At 42.2% G+C, this 12,128-nt stretch carries 10 protein-coding genes; 3 read left to right on the top strand and 7 right to left on the bottom strand.

Going from position 1 to position 12,128, the window contains the following annotated elements; genetic code table 11:
• Nucleotides 1-20 precede the first annotated feature (20 nt).
• The 6 genes from PISS_RS05105 to PISS_RS05130 are packed head-to-tail and all read right to left on the bottom strand — an operon-like array spanning nt 21 to nt 6,886.
• On the bottom strand, nt 21-1,667 hold the full coding sequence (locus PISS_RS05105; RefSeq protein WP_058154370.1) for a BatD family protein: 1,647 nt from the start codon (nt 1,665-1,667) through the stop codon (nt 21-23).
• Nucleotides 1,661-3,568: a vWA domain-containing protein gene (locus PISS_RS05110; RefSeq protein ID WP_058154371.1), complete on the bottom strand. Its 1,908-nt coding sequence runs from the start codon at nt 3,566-3,568 to the stop codon at nt 1,661-1,663. The genes PISS_RS05105 and PISS_RS05110 overlap by 7 nt, the downstream gene beginning before the upstream one ends.
• Entirely contained in the window at nt 3,568-4,551 is a 984-nt protein-coding gene (locus tag PISS_RS05115) for a vWA domain-containing protein (protein WP_024602813.1), read from the bottom strand. Before PISS_RS05115 ends, PISS_RS05110 begins: the two co-directional genes overlap by 1 nt.
• A complete protein-coding gene (locus PISS_RS05120) occupies nt 4,544-4,978 on the bottom strand; it encodes a DUF4381 domain-containing protein (RefSeq protein WP_013464506.1) in 435 nt (144 codons plus the stop codon). Before PISS_RS05120 ends, PISS_RS05115 begins: the two co-directional genes overlap by 8 nt.
• A gap of 3 nt (nt 4,979-4,981) precedes the next feature.
• Nucleotides 4,982-5,926, bottom strand: coding sequence for a DUF58 domain-containing protein (locus PISS_RS05125; RefSeq protein WP_024602812.1), 945 nt, complete (start codon nt 5,924-5,926; stop codon nt 4,982-4,984).
• A 3-nt stretch (nt 5,927-5,929) separates the two neighbouring features.
• A complete protein-coding gene (locus tag PISS_RS05130) occupies nt 5,930-6,886 on the bottom strand; it encodes an AAA family ATPase (RefSeq protein ID WP_013464508.1) in 957 nt (318 codons plus the stop codon).
• A gap of 330 nt (nt 6,887-7,216) precedes the next feature.
• Here PISS_RS05130 and fadI point away from each other — a divergent pair, with 330 nt between their 5' ends.
• Nucleotides 7,217-8,527 (top strand): acetyl-CoA C-acyltransferase FadI, encoded by a 1,311-nt coding sequence (fadI, locus tag PISS_RS05135; protein ID WP_013464510.1) that lies wholly within the window; start codon nt 7,217-7,219, stop codon nt 8,525-8,527.
• Nucleotides 8,527-10,719: a fatty acid oxidation complex subunit alpha FadJ gene (gene fadJ / locus PISS_RS05140; RefSeq protein WP_013464511.1), complete on the top strand. Its 2,193-nt coding sequence runs from the start codon at nt 8,527-8,529 to the stop codon at nt 10,717-10,719. The genes fadI and fadJ overlap by 1 nt, the downstream gene beginning before the upstream one ends.
• A gap of 110 nt (nt 10,720-10,829) precedes the next feature.
• Here the strand turns inward: fadJ and PISS_RS05145 are convergent, their stop codons facing one another.
• Nucleotides 10,830-11,216, bottom strand: a complete 387-nt coding sequence (locus PISS_RS05145) for an MmcQ/YjbR family DNA-binding protein (protein WP_013464512.1) — start codon at nt 11,214-11,216, stop codon at nt 10,830-10,832.
• A gap of 193 nt (nt 11,217-11,409) precedes the next feature.
• On the opposite strand from PISS_RS05145, the gene efpL reads away from it, so the two are divergent.
• Complete coding sequence (efpL, locus tag PISS_RS05150) at nt 11,410-11,982, top strand: elongation factor P-like protein EfpL (RefSeq protein WP_024602810.1); 573 nt, start codon at nt 11,410-11,412, stop codon at nt 11,980-11,982.
• The last annotated feature ends 146 nt before the right edge of the window (nt 11,983-12,128 follow it).

Below are 12,128 nucleotides of genomic sequence, written 5' to 3' on the forward strand. Positions count from 1 at the left end.
AAAGCAAAATACAATTGAGATCAAGAATACAGCTCTTTTAACGCAGGTGATGATGGCTTAGCTGTTTGCGATTGATGTGCCTTTAACATGCTAACTATAGCGTCTAAGTTGGCGCTAGCCGTTTGCTTACTGTACAACTGTGCTTGTAAATCGTTTACCTGCGCGGTGAACTCTGAGTTGTTTATCATAGCGCATAAATGGGATAAGGCCCCTACCTTTTTACCTGTAAGGGTTAGTGCATACTGATTAAGCGCATCGTAAAATGCTTTTTCGTCATGGCTTTTAGCTAATACCAGCAGGGCTTTTAAAGATGGTTGTTGATTTGTTTTATTAGTTGTTTGAGCCGCTTGTTGCACTTCTTTAGCTGGGCGTTTAATAAAGTAAAAAATCACCGTCGCAATCCATAAAACATAACCAAGCGAGGCCACAATAATTAGCCACAGTGGTGTGACAGTTTGCTGTTGCACTGTAACTGCTTGCTCCGTTGACTCTGCCATAGTGTTATTTAGGTTGTTTTCAGCTGGCGGATTAAGCGTTTGCACTGGCGCTGTTGTACTGGGGGTTACTGTAATAGTACGCTCAGGTAAGGTCGCGTAACTAATTCGATTCATTTTGGTGTTATACCAAGGCAAGCTAATTTCAGGTAATGTGTAAGTGCCAGGTGTTTGTGGCAGTAGCGCATACGAGGCGCTTTGCTGCGATACCACTCGACCATCACGTACCGCATTATTGGTTTCTTTTTCATCAGGGTAGCTGCGAATACCATTAATAGTAGGCATATCAATTTCGGGTAACTGCTCTTTAGTCACCCCTAGCGCGGTGAGCATAATTGTACGTGTTATCGGCGTGCCGGCTTCAACGGTATTATCCTCTGGCTGCCATTGCTCGGTTAAGCTCACCAGTTCACTGGGTAACCAGTCTCCTTGATAGTTTTCAGGGATAGGTTTAATTTCAATTTGCTGCTCATCGCCAAGCGCTGACACTTCCAATTGACGATAGTTTTGCTGAATACGCCCCTGAAAAACGGGAGCTGCAATAGTGTAGGCGCCACTTTTTTGGGGCTGAATTAAATAATTACGGGTGATCACTAAATAACGTTTACCGTTAACCAGTTCATAATCTTCGCTTTGTTTACCGAGTTGGGTAAGTTGTGCATCTTCCATACTTGGCGCACTTAAGCTGCCATCAAGAAGCTCTTTGGCTAAGTAAAGCTTAATGGTGTAAACGCCAGCCTCTTGTACAAATAAGCTGTTGTTTGAGAGTGAGGTTTTTAAAAATATATCGTTATTTTTATCTGCGTCGCTGCTGCGCTCTTTAACCGATAAACTAATTGGTTGCGAGTTTAGCCCTGCAACACTAAAACTGGGAATGGTGTATTCACCCGCCTTGCGGGTCATTAGTTTAACAGACCAAGAGGTTTGTTTTTTTATACTGCCATTAATAATGTTAGTGCGGCTACTTAAGCTCATAGGGCCGACTACAAAATCTTTTAATAATGCTGAGGTGTCGGGTTGTTGCCCTTTTATTGAATCATCAATGCTAATATTAAGCATAAAAAATTCACCCGCTAATACTGGGTTTTTATCAACGCTTGCCTCCAAAGTGGTGGCGGCCATTAATGGCATGGCAGTTAATAGCAATAAACAGCAAAATAATCGCATTACCATGATTTTTCTACTCCTGTTGGACGACGTTGATATTGTCTTTTTTGGGCTTCTAATTGCATTTTGTTTCTTAATAAAATAGCGGGATCGTCGGGCACTTTTCTTAATAACTGATTTAGTTGCTGTGCTTTTTCTTTTTCTTCATTAGTGAGCTCAGCGGCTTGTGCCTGCATGGCTTGTTGCTGTGCCTGCTGTTTTTGCTCATCAGAGGGCGGTTGCTCACTCATTTCATTAGGTTGATTTTGCGGCTCATCTTGCTGCGGTTTATTCTCGTCTTTATTTTCATTTTGTTGGCTTTGTGACTGAGCTTGCATGTCAGGCTCATTCTGTTTGTCTGATTGCTCACCAGATTGGCCTTGTTGATCTTTTGATTGTTCCGAGGACTGATCTGATTGCTGTTGTTCACTGTTTTGGCTGTCCTCTTCGCTTTTATCTGCGCTGTTTTTCTCGCCATTTTTTTGCTGATCTTGTTTTGATTTATCTGCATCATCTTGACTTTGCTCATCTTGATTTTGCGAATCATTGCCTTGCTGATTTTCTTGGTCTTGCTGTTGATTCAGTAACTGCTCAACAAGCGCTTGATTCTCAGCGGCTTCACTAAAGTTATCTTGCTTTACTTGCGCTTGTTTATACGCGTCAATGGCAGCCTCTAATTGTCCTGCTTTAGCCAAGGCGTTGCCATAGTTATAATAACCGGTTGCTGACTTATCTTGGCTAAACTCATTCAAGGCAGCATCAAATTGCCCTTGCTGATAAAGTGCAGCCCCTTTGAGAGCGCTTGAGCGAGCCTGAGCTGCTTGTTGATACTCTTTGTTGTTGTATGCCTCTAATGCCCGTTGATCCGTATTTTTAAACAGGGTTGGCAGCTCTGCGGCATGCGCATTTTGTTGAGGTAAAAAGCTAAGTAATAGTACTGCGCTAACTAATGCAGATCGTCTAAATAAATACAAAGCTAAAGGCAGTAAAATAAGCAAACCATAAATACCGGCGTCAATTCGCCATAAGGCTAAATTTGGTTTTTCACTTTTTAATACTTCACTGTTTGCTTGCGGTGAAAAAACGGCAATATCGCTATTGCTTGGCTGATAATCGGCAAACTGCCCACCACTATTTTTTGCAAGTCCTTCAAGTAATGATGCATTGAGGGTTGGCACCACAATTTGACCATAATTATCTTTTAAAAACCCGCCTTCAGGTAACTTTATAGGAGCTCCTTGCGCTGTGCCTACGCCGTAAATATTAAGTCGATATTGGCTACTGTTGGTAAAACGGCTTACATCGCTTTGCTGTTGTTGTTCAATACCATCGGTGATCAAAATAATATCGCCATCGAGGTAGCCGGCTTGGCTTAGTAGCTCTTGTGCCATATCTAAGCCAGCGAGTACGTTTGAGCCTTTATCTGGCATAATTTCAGGGCTTAAACTAGGAATAAGGTTGGCAAGAGTCTTAGCGTCGTTGGTCAGTGGTGAAATGGTATAGGCAGTGCCTGCGTAAGCCACTAACGCGGTATCGCCTTCTTTAAATAGCTCAACCATATCGAGGGCTTTAAAACGTGATTGCATTAATCGATTGGGAGCAATGTCGGTGCTATACATAGAGTAGGACATATCCATGACAATAACGCGGGCACTTTTACTTTGAAATACGGGTACTTGTTTCTCTTCAAAGCTTGGCCCTGCACTAAATATAATCGCTAAATTGCAAAATAACGCAACCAGCCACAGCGGCTGGCGAGCTTTATTGTTTGATTCACTCATTACAAATGGTGCCAAATGCGGCGCAATAAGTGGCGCAATAAGTGGCGCTGACTGGGTTTTTTTATGTTTTAGTAAGGCGATAAAAAATAACCCTGAGGCAGGGAGTAACAGCCATAAAATAGCAGGACGAATAAATTCAAAATCCATTAGTTTGGCTCCTTCATTGCGCGCACCGTTTTTATCAATGCCATTGCACTTATGAGTAAAATGGCCAGTAATAACGGATAATAGAACAAGGCTGTTTTTGGGCGAAAGGTTTGCTCATCGGCACTAATTGGTTCAAGCTTATCAAGCTCAGCGTAAATCTGTTGCAGGCCAGCGACATCTTTTGCTCTAAAATACAGACCGCCTGTTTGCTCAGCAATTTTTTTCAATAAACCCTCATCTAGGTTACTGCCCCCAGAGCCCATATTAAATAAACTAAAGCCGCGCGGGTTATCTGAACCGACTCCGATGGTGTACACTTTTATACCTTCTTCACGGGCAAGTAACAGTGCATCTTCTGGGTTTAAATTTCCCGCGGTGTTTTGTCCATCTGTAAGCAACACCACAATACGGTTACTTTCTTTTTTACTGGCAAAGCGTTTTACCGATAAACCTAAAGCGTCACCAATCGCCGTGGCGCGTCCTACTAAACCAATTTGCGCCTCAGAGAGCATTTTACTGACGGTTTTCACATCACGCGTCAATGGGGTTTGTAAAAAAGCGGTATCACCAAACAATATAAGGCCGAGCCTGTCGCCTTGGCGCTGCTCTATAAAGTCACTTAGCACTGCTTTAACCATGGTTAAACGGTCAACATATTGGCCATTGTAAGCCATGTCTTGTTCGGTCATTGACCCTGACAAATCCACAGCGAGCATTATATCGCGGCCTTCGTTGGGTAGCGATATGGGCTCATCTAACCACGTTGGATTTGCTGATGCGGTCACTAATAATAACCACAGCAACCACTCGATAATATTCAATTTACGCGCACTTGGCTCTATGCTTTGATTGCTTAAATTATGTGATGCAAAACTTGGAATGCGCAGACGCGTGTTGGCATCATTGGCGGCGGGTTTTAATAGTAACAATATTAAAGGTAGCGGCAGTAATAAAAACAGCCATGGCCAGCTAAATTCAAACATGCAGCGGCTCCTTTAGTTTAAATTGTTTAATGGCTTGGCGAAATTTATCACTAAGTGCTGCCTGTGTTTGATTAGCGTTATATAGGCTTAAAATTTCTTCTTCTGTAAAGCCAATAGCTGAAAGTTGGTTTAATGTGTTGCACCAATGCGTTGTTGATTGCGCGGCCAAACGCGGATCGTAATAGGTGATCACTAAACGCTTTAAAATGACATGCAATTGCTGCGCTGACTGTTGTTGATTAGCTAATGCAATGGCATCACGTTTTGGCTTTTTAAAGCGATAATTTTTATAAATTATGACAATTAAGCTACACAATAAACACACAGCAATTGCAATAACAACCCACCAAGCAGGAGCGAGTGGCCACCAGTCGACTTGGGTGGGAGCAATAATATCGTGTAGACCATCAAGTGGAGAGGTTTGCATGATTTATTTTCTCACTAATTGCAGTTCCAGCGCAGTGGCTGCATCAAATGATAATAGGGTGAGTCCAGACTTTGTTAAGCGATTAATGCGTGCGCTAAATGCGTGCTCGGCATTTTTGGCAAATCGTTGTCTAAAGCTCTTGTCCATTAAGGGCAGGGCAAATTGCTGATTATTAGCACTGACGGTTACCGTTTGTTTAAAAGCAGGTAATTGATGTTCAAAGGGGTCGCTAATATGACACCCAATCAGTTCACAATGACGCGCTAAAAGTTCAAGTTGCTTAAAGCTGGCGTCATCCAAGGCGTTAAAATCAGACACGATATAAACCAAACTACCGGGCTTAGCTAAGTGATTTAAACGTTTGAGGTTATCGCTAAAATTATTCGCGGCCGGCTTATCAATGTTTTCAAGAGCCAGCTGATGCGCATCGCATAAATTATGGCATAGTTTTAATACCGCTTTTTCACGAGCGCTGGGTTTTAGCTCTAAATGCGAGTGCTGATTAAACACAATACCGCCAATTCTGTCGCCACGCTGACACGCTGACCACGCAACTAAGGCGCTAATATGTGCCGCTTGCACCGATTTTAACAGTAATTGCGAGCCAAATAGCATTGAGTTTGAAAAGTCAGTAAACACAAATACCGGGCGCTCTTTTTCCTCTTGAAAAAGTTTAGTGTGGGTTTCGCCTGTGCGTGCGGTAACGCGCCAATCAATAGAGCGTATATCGTCACCGTTTTGATAATGACGCACTTCGGCAAATTCCATACCCCGGCCTTTGTGGGGCGCAAGGTATTGCCCCGCCAAGGTGTTTTTTATTCTAACTTTAGGTGCCAGCTCAAGCAGTTGCGCTTTTGCTTTATAATACATCAGCTCTTTAAGCGATAAATTAACACCATGGCTATGGCTTAATTTAAGCCATGCCTGAGAATCAACGTGTGTTTGCATAACTTAAGGTACTGCAACTAGTTCAACAATACGGCTAATAACCTGATCTTTTGTAATACCATCGGCCTGTGCTTCGTAACTTAAAATAATACGATGGCGCAATACATTATGTACAACAGCTTGTATATCATCAGGTGATACAAAATCACGGCCACTTAGCCACGCATGAGCGCGGGCACACTTATCAAGAGCGATAGTAGCGCGAGGGCTTGCGCCGTATTCAATCCAGCGGCCAAGTTGCTCATCTAAGTTTGCGCCTTCTCGAGTAGCAATAATCAATTGAACTAAGTACTGCTCTAATGGCTCGGCCAAATACAGACCTAAAATTGCTTTTCGCGCAGCAAACAAATCGGGTTGTGAAATTTGCTCAAGCACTGGGGCTTCATCATTAAGTGCTTCACCACGGGTCAAACGTAAAATATCAAGCTCATGCTCAGCACCTGGGTAATTAATACTTAGGTGCATTAAAAAACGGTCTAATTGCGCTTCTGGTAGCGGGTAAGTACCTTCTTGCTCAAGCGGATTTTGTGTTGCCATCACTAAAAACAGGTCACTGAGTGGATAGGTGTTTTTGCCCACCGTGACTTGGCGCTCGGCCATTGCTTCTAATAATGCCGATTGTACTTTTGCTGGTGCTCGGTTTATTTCGTCCGCTAAAATAAGGTTATGAAATAAAGGGCCTTTTTCAAACACAAACTCACTGGTTTGTTGGCGATAAATATCGGTGCCGGTCACATCGGCTGGTAATAAATCTGGGGTAAACTGAACACGCTGAAACGAGCCTTCAATACCTTTTGCTAAGGCATTAACAGCGCGTGTTTTTGCAAGCCCCGGTGGGCCTTCAACTAATAAATGACCATCGGCTAAAATAGCAATTAATAGTGCTTGAGTGAGCGCAGGCTGGCCAATAATTTGGGTGTCTAAATACGTTTTTAATTGTGAAAATGCGTTAGCTGCCATAATAAGTGGACTGTCCTCGTCAGCTTAAATAATACCTAAATTGGTTAGGTAACAAATACTGAACTAGTTATAAGGTTTATAAGTGGATAACTCAAGAGTTAGACTGATTTTTTAAAAATAGTTCGTTATTTTTTAACGATTTTTTAGCCTAACATAAAACTTTGTAAAACCAGCTAAAAAAGCCTATTGTATTACCCTCATACAATGTATGTAGTGATTTACAATGGCGCTTTTGTATTAATTTACCTTTATCTATTGGCTTTATCACACGGGTTGTTTAGAATCGGAGAAAACATACAGGTCTGACCTGTCAGCGGGAGAGAATAATAAATGTCTGAGCAAAACATACTTAAAACACCAAAAGGCGACCGTATTGCCATCGTAAGCGGCTTACGTACTCCTTTTGCTAAGCAAGCGACTGCGTTCCACCATGTACCAGCGTTGGATATGGGTAAGTTAGTAGTTAATGAAATGCTTGAGCGATTAAATTTCGACAAGTCAGAAATCGATCAATTGGTTTTTGGGCAAGTAGTACAAATGCCAGAAGCGCCAAATATTGCGCGTGAAATTGTATTGGGTACTGGGATGCCAGTATCGGTTGATGCGTACTCTGTATCGCGTGCTTGTGCGACGAGTTTTCAAGCGATAGCAAACGTTGCCGAATCAATTATGGCAGGCTCTGTAAGCGTAGGTATTGCCGGTGGTGCCGATTCATCATCTGTATTGCCAATTGGTGTAAGTAAAAAATTAGCGGGTAGCTTAGTTGATTTAAACAAAGCACGTACGCTTGGTCAGCGTTTAAAAATATTCTCAAAACTACGTTTAAAAGATTTATTGCCAGTGCCGCCAGCGGTTGCTGAGTACTCAACGGGTTTATCAATGGGACAAACAGCCGAGCAAATGGCTAAAACCCATAACATTAGCCGTGAAGATCAAGATGCCTTAGCGCATCGTTCTCACTCACTGGCAACTCAAGCCTGGGCTGATGGCAAGCTTAAAGATGAAGTAATGACGGCTCATTTACCGCCTTATAAAAGCTTTATTGAAGAAGATAACAATATTCGTAAAAACTCAACGGTTGAAGGTTATGCCAAGCTTAAGCCGGTATTTGACCGTCAACACGGCTCAGTCACTGCAGCCAATGCAACCCCATTAACCGATGGCGCAGCCGCAGTGTTAATGATGAGCGAAAGCAAAGCAAAAGCATTGGGTTACGAAATTTTAGGCTACGTACGCAGTTTTGCGTTTTCAGCGATTGGCGTAGAAAAAGACATGCTAATGGGGCCGGCTCACTCAACGCCTATCGCACTTGATAGAGCAGGTATTACGTTAGCCGATTTAGATCTAATTGAAATGCACGAAGCGTTTGCATCGCAAACCTTAGCGAATATGAAAATGTTTGCTTCAGATAAATTTGCACAAGAGCACTTAGGGCGTAATAAAGCCATAGGTGAAATTAACATGGATAAGTTTAACGTGAACGGCGGCTCGCTTGCATATGGTCATCCATTTGCGGCAACCGGCGCGCGTTTAATTACACAAAGTTTATACGAGCTTAAGCGTCGTGGCGGTGGTTTAGCGTTAACGACTGCCTGTGCTGCGGGTGGTTTAGGTGCAGCCTTTGTATTGGAGAGTGCGTAATGACAGATTCAGTATTTAATTTAACGGTTGATGATAACAAAATAGCCGTAGTGACCATTGATGTGCCGGGTGAGAAAATGAATACCCTGCGAGATAGCTTTGCTGATGATTTAAAAGCATTATTAGCACAAGCTAAAGAGCACGCAGTTAAAGGTATGGTATTTATTAGTGGTAAAAGCGATAACTTTATTGCTGGTGCCGATGTTAAAATGCTAGACAGCGTGCAAAAGCGTGAAGATGCATTAGCTATTAGCGAATTATGCCATCAAGCATTTTTTGATATGAAAAAGCTTCCGTACACCACAGTTAGTGCTATACATGGCGCAGCGCTTGGTGGCGGTTTAGAATTTGCTTTAGCCTGTGATTACCGCGTAGGTACAGATAGCGATTTAACTAAAATTGGTTTACCAGAAGTGCAACTTGGTTTATTACCTGGCGGTGGTGGTACACAGCGCTTAACTAAAATCGTGGGCATTCAAAAAGCCCTTGAGTGGATGCTAACCGGAAAACAAATTCGTCCTAAACAAGCTAAAAAAGCCGGTGTATTGGATGATTGTGTACCACAAAGCGTACTGCTAAAAGTGGCCAAAGAGTTTGCGGCGAAGAAAAAGCCACAAGCTAAAGAGCCTAAACTTGATAAGATCAGTAAGTTATTAGAATCAAACCCGTTTGGTCGTAACTTTATCTTTAAAAAAGCTAAAGAAAACGTTCTTAAAAAAACCGGTGGTCATTACCCTGCGCCGCTTGCAATTATTAAAGCGGTACGTGCAAGCGTAGAGCTTGATGAAATGAAAGCGTATAAAACCGAAGCAGAAGGTTTTGCCACATTGGTAATGAGTGATGAGTCTAAGGCGCTGCGCGGTATTTTCTTTGCAACCACTGAAATGAAAAAAGAATGGCGCAATGATGATGCTCCCGCGATTAGTAAAACTGCCGTGTTAGGTGGTGGCTTAATGGGTGCAGGTATTGCCCATGTGAGTGCGGTCAAAGCTAAATTGCCGGTGCGAATTAAAGATGTGGCAGAGCAGGGCATAAGTAATGCCATGAACTACACATACAAAATTTTAGATAAGCGTCTTAAACGCCGTATTATGTCTAAAGCCGATATGCAGTTAACCATGAACCGCATTACCGGCACTACCGATTACAGCGGTTTTAAACACATAGATTTAGTGATAGAAGCCGTATTTGAAGATTTAGAGCTTAAGCAAGGTATGGTTGCTGATGTAGAGCAGCATTGCCAAGCGAATACTATTTTCGCAAGTAATACTTCGTCATTACCTATTTCGCAAATTGCAGCTAAAGCAGCGCGTCCTGAAAATGTAATTGGTTTACATTATTTCTCACCAGTAGAGAAAATGCCACTGGTAGAAATTATTCCTCACGAAGGCACCTCAAAAGAAACGATTGCTCGTGTAGTTAACTTTGCGCGTAAGCAAGGTAAAACGCCAATTGTGGTAAAAGATATGGCTGGTTTTTATGTTAACCGTATTTTAGCGCCATACCTGAATGAGGCGGCAAACTTAATGCTTGCCGGTGAGCCAATTGAAAAAATTGACGCAGCCTTAGTTGAGTTTGGTTTTCCAGTAGGGCCGTTGGCACTGCTTGATGAAGTCGGTATTGATATTGGTTCTAAAATCGCGCCAATTCTTGAAAAAGAACTCGGTGAGCGTTTTAAAGGCCCAGATGCTTTCTCGCGCATGATTGATTCAAAACGCTTAGGCCGTAAAACGGGTCGTGGTTTTTATGAATACGACAAGAAAGGCAAAAAGGTTGATGAGTCAGTCTATGAGCTACTAGGTGTAACCCCAGCTCCACGTTTAAATAAAAACGAAATTGCTAAGCGTTGTATCTCACAAATGCTTAATGAGGCCGTTCGCTGTTTAGATGACGGTATTATTGCCAGCCCGCGTGATGGTGATATTGGTGCTATTTTTGGTATTGGTTTCCCACCGTTCTTAGGTGGCCCGTTTAGCTATATGGATAAATTAGGCGCAGGTAAAATAAGCTCTGATATGTCTACTCTGGCTAACAGCAACGCTATTTTTACACCTTGTGATACTTTACTTGCAATGGCTGACAAGGGCGATAAGTTTTACACAACAGCCGCTAATAAAGCTGAAGTGGAGTTAGCGCAAGGTGATGATAAATCAACTGACACTCCAAATGAGACGACTGAACACAAAGATTAATGTTTTAAGTTAACGTAAAAAAGCCGCAAATTATGCGGCTTTTTTGTGTTCGATAATCAACAATAATACTTAATCAATCGAATTGGTAAAAGTTGCGTCTGGACGCTTATTTACAGTAACGCTTCAATGGCCTTTTTATCTTTATCAGGCATGTTGTCGACCACCAAATTAAACGAGTTATCAATCATACGCTCAATTTCACCCTGTGGTACTGAGCCATCTAAAATCACGGTATTCCAAAGGCGTTTATTCATATGATAACCTGGAATAACGGCAGGGAAAATATCTCGTAATGATTGCGCCTCATCAGGATCGCACTTTAAGTTTAGCCACCAAATAGGTTCGCCATTTTCGTCGGTTTCACCCTCATTGCTAAGTGCAAGAGTGGCAAACATTTTATGATTTACTTTATACACATCAACATCTTTAGCAAAAGGCTGGGTTAGTTTAACTAACGGCTTGTTCATTAAATAGGTATGTACAGTTTGTTGGTTCATGAGCCATTCCTTGAGGTCATAATCGATAACTTAACCATAGCAGCTTTTTGCCACTAGATAACACGAGTTTAAGTCTAAATTACAGATTTATGAGTCAGTACGAAGTAAGAAGCTAATCATATCACTTTATTGTTGAACAAAATCAGTTTCGTGGTATGTTTCTCGCAATCAAAAAAACAATAGGAATTCACCCATGCCAAAGGCAAGTGATGTTAAAAAAGGAACGGCTATTGACTTTAATGGCCGTGTATTAGTAGTAAAAGATATCGTACGTTCTGTACCACAAGGTCGTGCCGGTGGTAGTTTATACCGTATGCGTTTATACGATGTGGTCACGGGTAGCAAAGTTGACGAAACATTTAAAGACAGCGACATGCTTAACCTTGCGGATTTAACCCGTCGTGAAGCGATGCTGTCGTACATTGATGGCGATGAGTATGTCTTTATGGATAACGAAGACTACACGCCTTACAACTTGGCTAAAGACGCGATAGCTGAAGAGATTCAGTTTGTTAACGAAGAGACCCAAGGCGTGCATGTTATTGTGATTGATGGTGCGCCAGTTGGGCTTGATCTTCCTTCAAGTGTTGAGCTTGTAGTTGAGGAAACCGACCCTTCAATTAAAGGTGCTTCAGCCAGCGCGCGTTCAAAGCCTGCTCGTTTATCAACCGGCTTAACTATTCAAGTGCCAGAGCATATTTCTACGGGCGATCGCATCCGTATTAATACTGCAGAGCATAAGTTTATGGGCCGTGCTGACAAGTAAGCCGCTATAAATCTATGATGATTAGCCGAGTATTTAAGTTGCTCGGCTTTTTTGTGTCTGATTTGCCCCTCAAATTGATTCAGCATTATTGCTGATTAGCAGCATGCGTTGCTTCAAATTTAGCCAATTTAACGCTATTATACGCG

Origin of the sequence: Pseudoalteromonas issachenkonii, from assembly GCF_002310795.1 — a bacterium.
In the GTDB taxonomy this organism is placed as follows: Bacteria; Pseudomonadota; Gammaproteobacteria; order Enterobacterales; family Alteromonadaceae; genus Pseudoalteromonas; species Pseudoalteromonas tetraodonis.

Bases quoted from the DNA above. Each gene is read 5' to 3' on its own strand.
- efpL (WP_024602810.1), top strand. From the start codon at position 11,410: ATGCCAAAGGCAAGTGATGTTAAAAAAGGAACGGCTATTGACTTTAAT.
- PISS_RS05125 (WP_024602812.1), bottom strand. From the start codon at position 5,926: ATGCAAACACACGTTGATTCTCAGGCATGGCTTAAATTAAGCCATAGC.
- PISS_RS05145 (WP_013464512.1), bottom strand. From the start codon at position 11,216: ATGAACCAACAAACTGTACATACCTATTTAATGAACAAGCCGTTAGTT.
- PISS_RS05130 (WP_013464508.1), bottom strand. From the start codon at position 6,886: ATGGCAGCTAACGCATTTTCACAATTAAAAACGTATTTAGACACCCAA.
- PISS_RS05115 (WP_024602813.1), bottom strand. From the start codon at position 4,551: ATGTTTGAATTTAGCTGGCCATGGCTGTTTTTATTACTGCCGCTACCT.
- PISS_RS05110 (WP_058154371.1), bottom strand. From the start codon at position 3,568: ATGGATTTTGAATTTATTCGTCCTGCTATTTTATGGCTGTTACTCCCT.
- PISS_RS05105 (WP_058154370.1), bottom strand. From the start codon at position 1,667: ATGGTAATGCGATTATTTTGCTGTTTATTGCTATTAACTGCCATGCCA.
- fadI (WP_013464510.1), top strand. From the start codon at position 7,217: ATGTCTGAGCAAAACATACTTAAAACACCAAAAGGCGACCGTATTGCC.
- fadJ (WP_013464511.1), top strand. From the start codon at position 8,527: ATGACAGATTCAGTATTTAATTTAACGGTTGATGATAACAAAATAGCC.
- PISS_RS05120 (WP_013464506.1), bottom strand. From the start codon at position 4,978: ATGCAAACCTCTCCACTTGATGGTCTACACGATATTATTGCTCCCACC.